Genomic DNA, 14,378 nt, shown 5'->3' with positions numbered 1-14,378 from the left:
GCCCCGAGGCGGGCGCCGGAATCCGTGCGGCCGGGCGTGCCCCGGAACCGGGCGTGCCCCGGAGCGGAAGAGGACCCTGGTGCCGGAAACGGAAGAGGACCCGGGCGCTCCCTTCGAACCGGACCCGTCTCGTCGGCGGCGAGCGCGTAGTCCGTTGTCTGATGGGGGCCCAGGCCCTTACCGAGTTCCACCCCCCGCCGGCCGGGGTGCTCCGGCCTCGGGCGGGCGCGTCATCGTGCGTCTGGCATGGACGGATGGGCGCCTGAGCCGGCGCGTGCTCGCAACCCCCGTCGCGGCGCAAGATTTCGCGGCGCCCCGGTCGGCCGACCGGTCAGTCCTGCGGTGGACGTTCGAGCAACCTATCGGTATCCGTAGCGATGTCAAGGCGGCCACGACCTGCGGATAGCCGCGTCACCGCAGGTCAGCGGGTCGATGACAGGCCCCGGAAATCCGCTGGTTGACGGCCGTTCATCGCGTGTCGATCCGCGTGTCAGCCATCGGCGTGCGGTAGGACGACCGTCCCGGTCGCGGTGACCGCGACGATGGGCCCGTCCAGCACCTCGGCGGCCGACGGCCCCTTGTCCGGGCGAGCCCGGCAGACGACCCGCGCCTCGAACGCCAGCGTACGGCTGCGGCGCCCGGCGCGGACCACCGTCGCGGTGGCCTCCAGGACGTCCCCCGCGTGCACCGGGGCGCGGAACTGCACGTCGTCGTAGGAGGCGAACAGGCCCTCGTCTCCACCGTCGCGGATGCACACCTCGGTGGCGACGTCGCCGAACATGCCCAGGACGTACGCGCCGTCGACGAGGTTCCCGCCGTAGTGGGCGTGCGCGTAGGGGACGTAGCGGCGGTGTGTGACGCTCAGGCCGACCCGCGGGTCGCCGCCGTCCGAACCGGTCGTCATGGGGTCTCCGCGGGGTTCTCAGGGGTCCAGTCGGGGAGCAGGGCGTGCACGAGGTAACCGGCGACCTCGCGCGGGGTGGTTCCCTTGCCGAAGATGCGGTCGACGCCGAGCTCCTGCTCGGTGACCGTGTCGAAACGCGGGCCGCCCGCGATCAGCAGCGGCCGTCCCATGCCGGGGCCCACGGCGGTGGGGTAGGCGGCGTGGAAGGCCGCGGCCATCTGCTTGGTGTTGTGGATGTGTGCGTTCTTCTGGGTGACGACCTGGGAGACGAGGACGGCGTCGGCGTTCTCGGCCTTCGCCCGCTCGACGAGCTCCTCCACGGTCACCTGGGCGCCCATGTTGATCACCTGGATCTCGCGGTGGTACTCCAGGCCCTTCTCCCCCGCGAAGCCCTTGACGTTGAGGATCGCGTCGATGCCGACCGTGTGCGCGTCGGTGCCGATGCAGGCTCCGACGACGACCATGCGGCGGTTCAGGACGGTGCGGATGGCCAGGTCGATCTCCTTGGCCGACAGCAGGGGGTACTCCCGGCCCTCCGGGACCTCGATGCCGGCGTAGTCGATGAGGTGGTTGACCTTGCCGTACACGATGAAGAACGTGAAGTTCGGCCCCATCGCCTTGGAGTGCACGACGCTGGCCGGGTCCAGGCCCATCTTTCCGGCGAGCTGCAGGGCGGCCAGCTCGGCGCGTTTCCCGGCGGGCACGGGGAGGCTGAAGGACAGCTGCACCATCGCGTCGCCGGTCGTGTCGCCGTACGGCCGGATGATCGAGGGCAGGTCCTGGGGGGCGGTCCGGTCGGTGGTGGCGGAGTCCTGCGGTCTCATTCTGCCCTCCCTGCGGACGCCGGCACGGCGGTGGCGTGCGGGTCCTCCGACTCCAGGATCTCGATGACGGGGTTGAAGTAGCCGTCGGCGCGTTCGACGACGCCGTCCAGGCCCTTGCCACGGTCGGCGGGGCGGCGGGTCACCCCGAACGTCCCGTCGGCGATCGCCTTCAGCAGCGTGTCGTCGCAGATCCGCTCGAGCAGGTCGACGGACTCGGACAGCACCTGCCGGGCGCGGCGGACGATGAACCCGTCCGGGCGTGGGACGAAGTCCTCGGCGAGGGAACCGCAGGCGTCGCGGACGTACCGGACGTTCTCCAGGGCGAGGTCGCGGTCGGACAGCCACGGGGTGTGGATGCCCTCCGTCATCATCCCGATCAGGATGATCGACTGCCCGGTCATCACGCCGGCGAGGTTGAAGAAGGCGTCCAGGAGGTACCCGGCGAAGATGTTGCCGGTCATGTGCTTCGTGGGCGGCATGTACTTCAGCGGCGCGTCCGGGAACAGCTCGCGGACGAGCTGTGCGTGGGCGAGTTCGAGGCGGAACGACTCGGGGATCGCCGGGTTGATCTCGAACGCGTGGCCGAGGCCGAGCTGCCCGTCCGCCAGGCCGGCCTCCTTGCCGAACCGCTCGTTCAGCAGCTGGCTGACGACGACGGTGTGGGCGGCGTCGACCGCGTCGGCGGTGGTGAGGTAGTTGTCCTCGCCGGTGTTGATGACGATGCCGGCGCGGGCGTGGATCTGCCGGGAGAACCGCTGGTCGATGAAGGTCCGCCGCGGGTTGATGTCGCGGAAGATGATGCCGTACATGCAGTCGTTCAGCATCATGTCGAGGCGTTCGAGGCCGGCGAGCGCGGCGATCTCCGGCATGCACAGCCCCGAGGCGTAGTTGGTGAGCCGCACGTACCGGCCGAGCTCGCGCGAGACGTCGTCGAGCGCGGCGCGCATGAGCCGGAAGTTCTCCTGGGTGGCGTACGTCCCGGCGTACCCCTCGCGGGTGGCGCCCTCGGGCACGTAGTCCAGCAGCGACTGCCCGGTCGAGCGGATCACCGCGACGACGTCGGCGCCCTCGCGCGCGGCGGCCTGCGCCTGCGGGATGTCCTCGTAGATGTCGCCGGTGGCCACGATCAGGTAGATCCAGGGCTGGCGGGGGTCGCCGGTCAGGCGCAGCATCGCGTCGCGTTCGGCGCGGCGCGCGTCGACGCGGCCGATGCCCTGCCGGGCCGCGCACCGTGCGTACTCGGCGGCCGCCTCGGCGTCGCCGCCGGCCGGCAGCCGGAACGTCACCGCGCCCAGTGCGGCCGCCCTCGCCAGGTCGCCCAGGTCGGCGTACGGCTCGCGCAGGAGCGCGTCGAAGACCGGCAGCGCGACCCCGTGCTCCAGGCCCACCTGGTCCCGTACGGCGTCGACGAGATGGTTCACCCACGGCAGGCCGTCGGAGTCCGCGCCGGTCAGGCCGGCCAGCCGCAGCTGCGCCCGCTCGACCGACACGGTCGTGTGGGTGCGGGCCATCTCGATCACCGGCTGGGCGGCGCGCTCGGCGAGCAGCCGCGCCTTGCGGACCACCTGGGGGTCCAGATCCAGTTTCGTCATTCCGTCTCCACCCGCTCCCGGAAGATCGTGCGCAGGCTCGGCTCGGTACGAAGGAGGTCCAGGGCCAGCTCCGCGTGACCGGGGACGTACCCGTTTCCGATCAGCATGGTCACGTCGGCGGCCAGTCCCTCGGCGCCGAGGGCCGCCGCTGAGAACGACGTGGCCATCGAGAAGAAGATCACAGTGCCGCCGGTCGCGGTGGCCAGGATCGCGCCGTGCTCGCAGCCGGGCACGTCCACGCACACCACCGTGACGTCGGCTCCGGTCCCGCCGACGGCCTCGGCGAGCGCGATCGGGTCGCGGGCGTCGGCGAGGACGACGTCGTCGGCGAGGCCGGCGGCGCGCAGCCGCGCGGCCTCGGTCTCGTTCGGCACCACGCCGACGGTGCGCTTGGCACCGGCGCGCCGGGCCGCGACCAGGGACAGCGACCCGCTCTTGCCCGCGCCGCCCAGCACCGCCACGACCGGAGAGGCGTACGAGGCGACGACGCGGGAGGTCAGGGCGGGCGCGCCGCACACGTCGAGGACGGCCAGCGACAGCTCCGGCGGCAGGTCCGCGGGCAGCTCGGCCGCGATCGAGCGGGCGAACAGGATCGCGTGCCCCTCGGTGGGCACCTGCTCGCTGAGGCCGTCCCAGCGGGCGAGGCCGTCGGTGATCCGCAGCGGGGTCAGGGTGAGGGAGACCAGGGTGGCCACGCGCATCCCGGGCCGCAGGCCCAGCGGAGACCGGGGGCCGGCCTCCTCGACGACGCCGATGAGCATGCCGCCCGAACCGGTCACCGGGTTGTGCATCTTCCCGCGCGTCTCGATGATCTCGGCGACCTCGGCGCGGATCCGGTCCGGATCGCCGCCGTGCCGGGTGTGCAGCTGCCGGTACGAGGCGGCGTCCAGGTTGAGCCGCTCGACCCGGATCCGTACCTCGTCGTCGCGGACGCGCGGGTCGGTGTCGAGGCGCTCGGCCGCCTGCGGCAGCACGCCCGGCGGCTCGGCGACCCGGTGTAGACCGACCGGAGAACTTCTCATCCCTCACCTCGCTGGCGCAAAATCTTACGGTTAGCCTTGGCTCTAGCAGAATATTTCTCGTATCGTCAGGCTAATGCAAGAGTTCATCCTGGAGGACACCGTGACCGCTGTCGCCGAGGAGTCCGTGCCGGCGCCCGGAGCGCACCCTCAGCCGTACGCCTACCGCCACCGCGAGCTCACCGAGCCCGACTGGCGGCGGTTCCCCGGCTGGCGTGACGTCACGACCGCGGAGTGGGAGTCGGCACAGTGGCAGCGCGCGCACTGCGTGAAGAACCTCCGCCAGCTCCGCCAGGTGATGGGCGACCTGCTGAGCGAGGACCTCTACGCCGACCTCGAGCGCGACCAGCGTGAGCGGGCCACCATGTCGATGCTGGTCCCCCCGCAGATGCTGAACACGATGGACGTGAGCTCCACGGCGGCCTTCTACGCCGATCCCGTGCGCCGCTACATGCTCCCGGTCTTCAGCGACCGGCGCACAGACTGGCCCTCCCACCCGGTCGCCAGCCGCGACTCACTGCACGAGGCGGAGATGTGGGCGGCGGAGGGCCTCACCCACCGCTACCCCACCAAGGTCCTCGCCGAGCTGCTGCCCACCTGCCCGCAGTACTGCGGGCACTGCACCCGCATGGACCTGGTCGGCAACTCCACCCCGCAGATCGACAAGCACAAATTCGCCCTCAAGCAGCCCGACCGGGTCCAGGCGATGCTGGAGTACCTGCGCCGCACCCCGCAGGTCCGCGACGTGGTCGTCTCCGGCGGCGACGTGGCCAACATGCCCTGGGCGCGGCTGGAGGCGTTCGTCGACCGGCTCCTGGACATCGACAACATCCGCGACATCCGGCTGGCCACCAAGGCGCTGATGGGCCTGCCGCAGCACTGGCTGCAGGACGACGTACGCGCCGGCGTCGAGCGCCTGGCCACCAAGGCGCGGGCGCGCGGCGCACAGCTGGCCATCCACACCCACGTCAACGCCGCCCAGTCGATGACCCCGCTCGTCGCGAAGGCGGCACGGGCGATGCTGGACGCCGGCGTCCGCGACGTCCGCAACCAGGGCGTGCTGCTGCGCGGCGTCAACACGACCGTCGAGCAGCTCCTCGACCTGTGCTTCGCGCTGCAGGACAACGGCGTGCTGCCCTACTACTTCTACCTGTGCGACATGATCCCGTTCAGCGAGCACTGGCGGCTCTCGCTGGGCGAGGCCCAGCGGCTCCAGCACGGGATCATGGGCTACCTGCCCGGCTTCGCCACGCCGCGCATCGTCTGCGACGTCCCGTACGTCGGCAAACGCTGGGTCCACCAGGTCGCCGAGTACGACACCGAGCGCGGCATCTCCTACTGGACCAAGAACTACCGGACCGCCCTGGAGAGCGACGACCCGGACGCGCTGAACCGCCGCTACGAGTACTACGACCCGATCCACACCCTGCCCGAGGAAGGCCGGGCCTGGTGGCGCGAGCACGCCTCCGAGGTGCCCGGCAGGGCCGCCGGCCTGGCCGCCGCCAGCCGCGACGCCTCCAAGGCCCTGCTCGCCGAGTGACGGCCGGAGAACGCCGCGCGCGGACGGGCGCGCGACTGGGATCATGAGGTGTGAGCGAACGGTTCCGCGACACCGGCGCACGCCTCTGGGGGCTGGCGCGAGAGCTCCTGGTCGTGTGCCCGCACTGCGGCGGCCGGGCCGTCGTGCTCGTCGATCCCGGATACCGGGAGTGCCCTCGGCATCCCGGTGAGCACCTCATGGCCGCGCGCCGCCTGAGCTGCCCCGGCTGCGGGCACACCGGCACCTGGCGACCGCGGCCATGGCGCAAGGGCGACGGGGACCTGTTCTTCGGCGGTGGTCCCCCACTGGCCGTGCCCCGCATGACGGGACCGGAGGACCCGTTCTTCGGGTTGCCGCTGTGGCTGCGCCGCCGGTGCCGCGGGCGGATCCTATGGGCCTACAACGCCGCCCATCTGGACCTGCTGGAAGGCTACGTCGGCGCCCGGTTGCGCGAGCGCCACCCGCACACCGGCTCCGGCAGCCTCGTCGAGCGCCTGCCCGCCTGGATCAAGGCGGCGGGCAACCGTGAGGAGGTCCTCGCCGCCATCCGGGACCTCCGTACCCGGCTCTGACCGTCAGGCCCGGGACAGGTGACGGCCGAGGAACTCGATCTGGGCCGGGAGCATCCGGCGGCGGAACGCGGCGTCGTGGCAGCCGGGGTGGATCCCGCCGGTGACCTCGGCCCGGCGGGCGGCGCGGAGCCGGGCCAGCAGGTTCTTCGCCGGCGTCGCGAACGCGTCGTCGCGCCCGCAGGTCAGCGACGCCGGAACGGCGCCGAGCGTCCGGGCCAGCGCCGTCACGTCCGCTCCCGAGAGGGCGGGCGAGGCCGCCGCGACCGCCGCGACACGGGCGGGTCCCCTCTCGGCGGCCAGCAGGAGGGCGCCCCGGCCGCCGATCGACCAGCCGAGCAGGCCGATCCGGGTCGTCGCCAATCCCCGGTGGCGCAGGAACGGCAGCAGGCTCCGGGTGGTGACGGGCGACGGCCGCCACCCGGGGCCCGCCCAGTCGTCGATCGCGGCGACCGCGAACGGTGCGACGCCCCGGCGCACGGCGTCGGCGAGGTGGTAGTGGACACCGTAGGTGTCGAAGGGCGTACGGGCGTCCCCGTCCGAGCCGTGCAGCATCACGACGACCGGCAGGCCCTTCGTCACGGCCCCGGGATAGCCCAGCAGGACGCGCGCGGTGCCGCCGCCCGGCGTGCGGAACTCCGCCTGCTCGACCGTCCCGGGCCTGATCCGGGGTAGCGGCGGCATGCTCCCGCACCGCCCCAGGTGCTGCGCCAGGCGGTAGCGCCCGGGCAGCACGTCCTCCTCGACGAGGCCGTACGCCGCGCCGGCGCCGGCCAGCACGGTGAGCCCGCCGAGACCGGCGATGAGGGCGCCGCGGCGGGAGATGATCGACATGAGGCGCGAGCTTAACCGGAAGGCCCGGCGCCGGTGCGGCGAGCGGGCCTGTGGCTTCTCGCGAAGAAGAAGCCCTAATGTCAGGTAAGTGAAGTTTCCTGTCGGCGCGAGCGCCACCATCGAGGAGCTGGACGCCGATCCGCACCCGTTCCTGGCCCGGCTGCGCGCCGCCGAGCCGGTGTCCTGGATCCCCGTCCTCGACGGGTGGCTCGTCACCCGTCACGACCTGGCGCTCCGCGTCCTGCGCGACCCCCGGTTCACCGTCGACGACCCGCGCTTCTCGACGGCACAGGTCGTCGGGACCAGCATGCTCTCCCTCGACGGGGCCGCGCACACCCGGCACCGCGACCCGTTCGCGCGCCGCTTCCGCCCCGCCGAGACCCGGGCCCGGTTCACCGCGTTCGTGCGGGCGGAGGCCGACCGGCTGGTCGGCGCCGTCGCGCCGCGCGGGCGCGCCGAGGTCCGCGCCGACCTGGCGGGGCCCCTCGCCGTCGCCGTGGTCACCGAGGCGCTCGGTCTGCGGGACGTCCCGCCCGCCACCATCCGCTCGTGGTACGACGCGTTCGTGGGAGCGGTCTCGGCGATCACGGCGGGCCGGCCGGCGAACGCCACGGACGCCTACGACCGGCTGCGGGCCGAGGTCGAAGCGGCCCTCGGCGCGCGCGCGGCCGGCGACGCCCTGCTGCCGGCGGCCGCCCGTCACCTGACCACGGACGAGGTGGTGGCGAACGCCGCGGTGCTGATGTTCGGCGGCATCGACACCACCGAGGGCATGATCACCAACGCCGTCCTGCACCTGCTGGAGCGGCCGGACCGCATCGCCCTCGTGCGGGTCGAGCCGGGGCTCCTCACGGCAGCCGTGGAGGAGTCGGTCCGCCTGGAGCCCGCCGCCGCGGTGGTCGACCGGTACGCCACCGAGGACGTCGCGCTCGCGGGCGCCCGGATCGCGAAGGGCGACCTGGTCCGGGTCTCGATCACCGCCGCCAACCGCGACCCGGCCGTCTTCGCCGAGCCGGACCGCTACGACCCGCGGCGGGCGAACGCCGACCGCCACCTGTCGTTCGCCCACGGCCCGCACTTCTGCTTCGGCGCGCACCTGGCCCGGCTGGAGACCGTCACCATGCTGCGGGCCCTCCTCCGTCTCCCGGGCCTTCGGCTCGCGGAGACCGCCTCGGCGCCCCGGGGCCTGGTCTTTCGTAAGCCGCTCGCCCTGGAGGTCGTCTGGGAGCCCATGACCGTGGAGATCTCATCAGATGACGGCCTTTACATTGTAGATCAATAGGCTGCGGCCACCTGACGAGCCCCGACGGGTCTCCGCTGGACAACGGACTTTTCGGACCCGATACTTGCGAGTCATGGAGGGGCTTCCGGTACGCGCGTCGGACGAGGAACGCGACCGAATCCTTCGGGTGCTCCGCGACCGCGCCGCCGAGGGCCGGCTGTCGCACGACACGTTCGAGCGCCGCGTCGACTCCGCACTGCGGGCCCGGACCCAGGCGGAGCTGTCCCACCTCGTCGACGACCTGCCGCCGGGCAGCCGGGTCCTGCGCGGCCTCACCGGCGCCGTCACCTCCTTGTCGGCGATGACCGCCCGCCTCGAGGCGGCCTGGCGGGCGCCACGACTCCCCCGGTTCACCCTGCCCAGGCTCGACCGGGCGCGGCTGATCATAGGGCGGGCGCCGACCTGCGAGTTCGTCGTCACGGACGTGACCGTCTCCCGGATGCACGCCGAGCTCCGCCGGACGGACAGCACCTGGCTGCTGTCGGATCTGGGCTCGATGAACGGAACCCGGGTCAACGGGTACCGCATCGCCGGCCCCACGCGCGTGCGCCCTGGCGACGAGATCGCGTTCGGCCGGCAGCGGTTCATCCTGACCGCGGGCTGACCCCACCCGGGCGTCACCCGGCCCCGCAGGACGGCGGTGACCGTCGCGTTCCGCTCCATGGCCGACGTCCACATGACACGCCACGAGAACGGCACGACCACGGGCCGACAATGCGGCAAATCCGCGAATATCCCCCTAAACAGCTATTTGCCGTGAGCGAGACGGAGGACGACCCGCGCCATCTCGGATCCGGCGCAGTCTCATATCCGGATACGGACGGATAAGTCCGATTCTAGGGCCTCTGTCTTTGTTGCTTGCTTACCTGGCACTTGTCTTGTCCGGAATGAGGCAGGGAATGCTATTAGTCACGGTACAGACCCGAAAATCGGGAACGTGCCGCTCGAAAGGTGTTCTGCGCGGTTCCGACTAGAAGGAGACTGACGTGCTGAAGAAGACGTGCGCCACCGGTGTCCTGCTGCTCACCACTGCCGCGGGCGCTCTGCTGGCGAGCTCACCCGCGTCCGCCCAGACCCCGGCCTGGGGCGGCGGCTGGGGCGGCTGCTGCGGCGGCTGGGGTGGTGGCGGTGGCTGGGGCGGCGGCGGCAGCTTTAACAACAACCAGGTCTTCAACTTCACCCCGGTCCGCGTCCACAACCGCAACAACAACGTCGCCATCGCGACCAACAACCAGCGACAGGGTGGGCGCGGGCTCTTCGAGGGCGACGGCCTGTTCGCCGGCGGGCTCGGGCTGGATGACGACGACTAGTCCGCACCTACGCCGGCCCTGAGCCGGGATCGTACGGCCGGCCGTCGGCAGGTACCTGCCCGCTCCGGGAAGAGCGGGCAGGACCGCCGCCGCATTGATCGGCGTGCGACCGGAACTTTGTCCGAATCGCGATGGTAGCCACGGATTGCGCATCGACGGGCATCTAGTCGCTTGACGACCTGGTATGTCCAGTTATTGCGCTGCGTCTTTATCGCCATCTTACCCGGCACTTGTCTTGTCCGGATTACGGCGGGGAATGTTACGAATCGCGGCGCAGTCCGCGATATCGGAAAAGCGCCGTCCGCGACGGCTATCGTGCGGTTCCGACAATAAGGAGACTGACGTGCTGAAGAAGACATGCGCCACCGGCGTCCTGGTATTCGCCGCAGCCGCGGGCACCCTGCTGACCAGCACCCCCGCGTCCGCGAGCTGGGGCGGCGGCTGGGGCGGCTGGGGCGGCGGATGCTGCAACCGCCTCGCGAGCAACTTCCGGACGTTCCACAACCAGAGAAGCTTCAACTGGAACAACAACAACCTCTTCAACTACATCCCGATCCGGATCCGCAACCGGAACAACAATGTGGCCATCGCCCGGAACGGCCAGGCGCAGAACGAGCGCCAGCGGGAGTTCCAGAACCAGCGCGAGGACGAGAACCAGCGGGGGCTCCTTCAGGATAACGACTGATCCGGACGTTCGCTGACCGCAGGCGATCGCGACACCCGGTTCGGGCCGTGACAGTCGGCCGAGACGGGGGAAGACGTCACGAACGGCTCGTCGTCGCCCGATGCCCCGCCCGCACTCACCGAGAGCGGGCGGGGCATCGGGGCGTCGGGACGCGAACGGAACGCGGGCCTCAGGCCGGGTCGTAGGCGAGGTTGGGCCGCAGCCGGCGCTCCACCTCGGAGAGGGGGACGCCACGGCGCCGGGCGTAGTCCTCGGCCTGGTCCCGGCCGATGCGGCCCACGGTGAAGTACCGGGACGCCGGATGGGCGAACAGCAGGCCGCTGACGCTCGCCGCCGGGGTCATCGCGAACGACTCGGTCAGTCCCATCCCGATCAGGCTAGAGCCGAGCAGCTCGAACAGCGTGTCCTTCTCGCTGTGGTCCGGGCTCGCCGGGTAGCCCAGAGCCGGGCGGATGCCGCGGAAGCGCTCGGCGTGCAGGTCCTCGATGGCGGGGTCGGCGTCCGGCTCGTACCACTCGCGCCGCGCTTTGAGGTGCAGGTACTCGGCGAACGCCTCGGCGAGTCGGTCGGCGAGCGCCTTGACCATGATGGCGCGGTAGTCGTCACCCGCCGCCTCGTATCGCGCGGCGAGCTCGTCCGCGCCGTGGATCGCGACGGCGAAGCCGCCGAGGTGGTCACCGGCGGGGGCCAGGTAGTCCGCGAGGCAGCGGTTGGGGCGGCCCTCCGGCTTGACCGTCTGCTGGCGCAGCATCGGGAACCGCACACCGTCCTCGAGCACGATGTCGTCGCCCTCGGAGTGGGCGGGCCAGAAGCCGTAGCGCCCCCGGGCCCGCAGGGACCCGTCCGCGATGATCTGGTCGAGCAGCGCGTTCGCGTCGTCGAACAGCTCGCGCGCCACCGGCTGCTCCAGGATCGCCGGGTACTTGCCCTTCAGTTCCCACGCGAGGAAGAGGAACTGCCAGTCGATCATCGCGCGGAGGTCCGTCAGCTCCGGCTCGACGGTCCGTACGCCGGTGAAGTCCGGGACGGGCAGGTCGTCGTACGAGACGCGCTCGGGGTTGGCCCGGGCCTGTTCGAGGGTGAGCATGGGACTGCGCTGCCGGGTCTCGTGCTGGACGCGCAGGCGGTCCTGTTCGGCGCGGTTCCGCACGGCCAGTTCCTCGGCCCGGTCGGGGTCGAGCAGGTCCGAGACGACGCCGACGACACGGGAGGCGTCGAGCACGTGGACCGTGGTGCCGTCGTAGGCGGGGGCGATCCGCACCGCGGTGTGCTGACGCGAGGTGGTGGCGCCGCCGATCAGCAGCGGGATCTTCAGCCCGCGGCGGTCCATCTCCGCGGCGACGGCGACCATCTCGTCCAGCGAGGGGGTGATCAGGCCGGACAGCCCCACGGCGTCGGCGCCCTCGGCGACCGCGGTGTCGAGGATGGTGGCGGCGGGGACCATGACGCCCAGGTCGATGACCTCGTAGTTGTTGCAGCCGAGGACGACGCCGACGATGTTCTTGCCGATGTCGTGCACGTCGCCCTTGACGGTCGCGAGCACGACCTTGCCGTTGCCGCGCTCGCTCTCGAGGCGGCCCTCCAGCCGGGCCTGTTCCTTCTCCGCCTCCATGTACGGCTCGAGGTAGGCGACGGCGCGCTTCATCACCCGGGCGCTCTTGACGACCTGCGGCAGGAACATCTTCCCGGCGCCGAACAGGTCGCCGACGACCTTCATGCCGTCCATGAGCGAGCCCTCGATCACGTCGAGCGGTCGCGCGGCCCGCTGCCGGGCCTCCTCGGTGTCCTCCTCGACGAAGTCGACGATGCCGTGCACGAGCGCGTGCGCCAGGCGGTCCTCGACGGGCGCGTCCCGCCAGGACAGGTCGACCGTACGCTGGGTGCCCTTGCCGTTCACCGTCTCGGCGAAGGAGACGAGGCGGTCCGTGGCGTCGGGACGCCGGTCGAACAGCACGTCCTCGACGAGTTCGAGCAGGTCGGCGGGGATGTCCTGGTAGACGGCGAGCTGGCCCGCGTTGACGATGCCCATGTCCAGGCCGGCGCGGACGGCGTGGAACAGGAACGCCGAGTGCATCGCCTCGCGTACGACGTCGTTGCCGCGGAAGGAGAAGGACAGGTTCGAGATGCCGCCGCTGGTGCGGGCGCCGGGGCAGCGCTCCTTGATGAGCGGCAGCGCGTCGATGAACGCCTTGGCGTAGCCGTTGTGCTCGGCGATGCCGGTCGCGACGGCCAGGACGTTCGGGTCGAAGATGATGTCCTCGGGCGCGAACCCGGCCTCCCGTGTCAGCAGGTCGTACGCGCGGCCGCAGATCTCGACCTTGCGCTCGGTCGTGTCGGCCTGGCCCTGCTCGTCGAAGGCCATGACGACCACGCCGGCGCCGTAGTCACGGATGCGGCGGGCCTGCTCCAGGAACGGCCCCTCGCCCTCCTTGAGGCTGATGGAGTTGACGACGGCCTTGCCCTGCACGCACTTGAGCCCGGCCTCCAGCACGCTCCACCGCGAGCTGTCGACCATGATCGGGATGCGGGCTGCCTCCGGCTCGGTCGCGACGAGGTTCAGGAACGTCGTCATGGCCCGCTCGCTGTCGAGCAGGTCGGCGTCCATGTTGACGTCGAGGAGGTTCGCGCCGCCGCGTACCTGCTCCAGTGCCACGTCCACGGCGGCCTGGTAGTCGTCGGCCTCGATCAGCCGCCGGAACCGCGCCGAGCCGGTGACGTTGGTGCGCTCCCCGATCATCACGAAGCCGGTGTCGGGGGCGATTTCGAACGGCTCCAGGCCGCTGAACCGGGGCCGCCTCGGCGGGGCGGGCACCTCACGCGGCTGCAGGCCGGAGACGGCGGCGGCGATCTTCTCGATGTGCCCGGGCGTGGTGCCGCAGCAGCCGCCGACGATGTTGACGGCTCCGGCGCCGGCGAACTCCGCGAGCAGGCCGGCGGTCTCCTCCGGCGTCTCGTCGTAGCCGCCGAACGCATTGGGCAGTCCCGCGTTGGGATGGCACGCGGTGTACGTGCCGGCCAGGCGCGCCAGCTCGGTGACGTGCGGGCGCATCTCCGCGGCGCCGAGCGAGCAGTTCACGCCGACGACGAGCGGGTCGGCGTGCTCGATGGAGGTCCAGAACGCCTCGACGGTCTGGCCCGACAGCGTGCGGCCGCTCAAATCGACGATCGTGACGGAGATCCACAGCGGCAGCTGCGGGGCGACCTCGCGGGCGGCCGCGATGGCGGCCTTGGCGTTGAGCGTGTCGAAGATCGTCTCGATCAGCAGCAGGTCGACGCCACCGTCGGCGAGGGCCTGGATCTGCTCGGCGTACGCGTCGCGGACCTCGTCGAAGGACACGGCCCGGTAGGCGGGGTCCTCCACGCGCGGGGACAGCGAGAGCGTCACGTTGAGCGGGCCGATCGAGCCGGCGACGAACCGCCCGCCCGCCTCGTCGGCGGCCTGCCGGGCCAGTTGCGCGCCGCGCAGGTTCATCTCCCGCACGTGGGCCTGCAGCCCGTAGTCCGCCTGGCCGATGCTCGTCGCCGTGAACGTGTTGGTGGTCGTGATGTCGGCGCCCGCGGCGAGATAGCGCCGGTGCACGTCCAGGATGAGGTCCGGGCGGGTCAGGTTCAGCAGGTCCGGGTCGCCGGTGACGTCACGGGGATGGTCGCCGAACCGGTCGCCCCGGTAGTCCTCCGGGGTGAGGCGCGCGCCCTGCAGCATCGTGCCCCAGGCGCCGTCCAGGACCGCGATGCGCCGACCCAGGAGCTCGCGCAGTGCCCGGGTCGCGTCCCGTCCACGTGCCTGGCCGTCGGTAGCGGATCTGTCCACTGGACCAC

12 protein-coding genes are annotated in these 14,378 nt (G+C 71.7%); 6 read left to right on the top strand and 6 right to left on the bottom strand.

Features of this window, described 5'->3' with window-relative positions:
• Nucleotides 1–490: 490 nt before the first annotated feature.
• From kal to kdd, 4 genes are read right to left on the bottom strand one after another with little or no spacing between them, the layout of a single operon-like run.
• Nucleotides 491–904: a 3-aminobutyryl-CoA ammonia lyase gene (gene kal, locus NE235_RS33000; RefSeq protein ID WP_252810031.1), complete on the bottom strand. Its 414-nt coding sequence runs from the start codon at nt 902–904 to the stop codon at nt 491–493.
• Complete coding sequence (kamE, locus tag NE235_RS32995) at nt 901–1,728, bottom strand: lysine 5,6-aminomutase subunit beta (RefSeq protein WP_252810030.1); 828 nt, start codon at nt 1,726–1,728, stop codon at nt 901–903. The genes kal and kamE overlap by 4 nt, the downstream gene beginning before the upstream one ends.
• Nucleotides 1,725–3,320: a lysine 5,6-aminomutase subunit alpha gene (gene kamD / locus NE235_RS32990; protein WP_252810026.1), complete on the bottom strand. Its 1,596-nt coding sequence runs from the start codon at nt 3,318–3,320 to the stop codon at nt 1,725–1,727. The genes kamE and kamD overlap by 4 nt, the downstream gene beginning before the upstream one ends.
• Nucleotides 3,317–4,342 (bottom strand): L-erythro-3,5-diaminohexanoate dehydrogenase, encoded by a 1,026-nt coding sequence (gene kdd, locus NE235_RS32985; RefSeq protein WP_252810024.1) that lies wholly within the window; start codon nt 4,340–4,342, stop codon nt 3,317–3,319. The genes kamD and kdd overlap by 4 nt, the downstream gene beginning before the upstream one ends.
• A 73-nt stretch (nt 4,343–4,415) precedes the next feature.
• Here kdd and NE235_RS32980 point away from each other — a divergent pair, with 73 nt between their 5' ends.
• Together NE235_RS32980 and NE235_RS32975 are read left to right on the top strand one after the other, a co-directional pair.
• Entirely contained in the window at nt 4,416–5,879 is a 1,464-nt protein-coding gene (locus NE235_RS32980; protein ID WP_252810022.1) for a KamA family radical SAM protein, read from the top strand.
• A 50-nt stretch (nt 5,880–5,929) separates the two neighbouring features.
• On the top strand, nt 5,930–6,451 hold the full coding sequence (locus NE235_RS32975; protein WP_252810020.1) for a hypothetical protein: 522 nt from the start codon (nt 5,930–5,932) through the stop codon (nt 6,449–6,451).
• A 3-nt stretch (nt 6,452–6,454) separates the two neighbouring features.
• Here the strand turns inward: NE235_RS32975 and NE235_RS32970 are convergent, their stop codons facing one another.
• Nucleotides 6,455–7,282, bottom strand: coding sequence for an esterase family protein (locus NE235_RS32970; protein WP_252810019.1), 828 nt, complete (start codon nt 7,280–7,282; stop codon nt 6,455–6,457).
• An 88-nt stretch (nt 7,283–7,370) separates the two neighbouring features.
• Between NE235_RS32970 and NE235_RS32965 the strand changes: the two genes are divergently transcribed.
• The 4 genes from NE235_RS32965 to NE235_RS32950 all read left to right on the top strand — a co-directional run bounded on the left by NE235_RS32965 (nt 7,371) and on the right by NE235_RS32950 (nt 10,559).
• Nucleotides 7,371–8,564 (top strand): cytochrome P450, encoded by a 1,194-nt coding sequence (locus NE235_RS32965; RefSeq protein WP_252810017.1) that lies wholly within the window; start codon nt 7,371–7,373, stop codon nt 8,562–8,564.
• Between the two features lie 73 nt (nt 8,565–8,637).
• Nucleotides 8,638–9,168, top strand: coding sequence for a DUF1707 and FHA domain-containing protein (locus NE235_RS32960; RefSeq protein ID WP_252810014.1), 531 nt, complete (start codon nt 8,638–8,640; stop codon nt 9,166–9,168).
• Between the two features lie 382 nt (nt 9,169–9,550).
• Nucleotides 9,551–9,874, top strand: coding sequence for a hypothetical protein (locus NE235_RS32955; RefSeq protein ID WP_252810012.1), 324 nt, complete (start codon nt 9,551–9,553; stop codon nt 9,872–9,874).
• Between the two features lie 343 nt (nt 9,875–10,217).
• Nucleotides 10,218–10,559: a hypothetical protein gene (locus tag NE235_RS32950; RefSeq protein WP_252810010.1), complete on the top strand. Its 342-nt coding sequence runs from the start codon at nt 10,218–10,220 to the stop codon at nt 10,557–10,559.
• 169 nt (nt 10,560–10,728) lie between these two features.
• Here the strand turns inward: NE235_RS32950 and metH are convergent, their stop codons facing one another.
• Complete coding sequence (metH, locus tag NE235_RS32945) at nt 10,729–14,370, bottom strand: methionine synthase (protein ID WP_252810006.1); 3,642 nt, start codon at nt 14,368–14,370, stop codon at nt 10,729–10,731.
• Nucleotides 14,371–14,378 lie beyond the last annotated feature (8 nt).

Source organism: Actinoallomurus spadix (genome assembly GCF_024055725.1).
Classification (GTDB): domain Bacteria; phylum Actinomycetota; class Actinomycetes; order Streptosporangiales; family Streptosporangiaceae; genus Actinoallomurus; species Actinoallomurus spadix.
The sequence above is the reverse complement of the archived record's forward strand: the minus strand, read 5'-3'. Positions and strand labels throughout refer to the sequence as shown.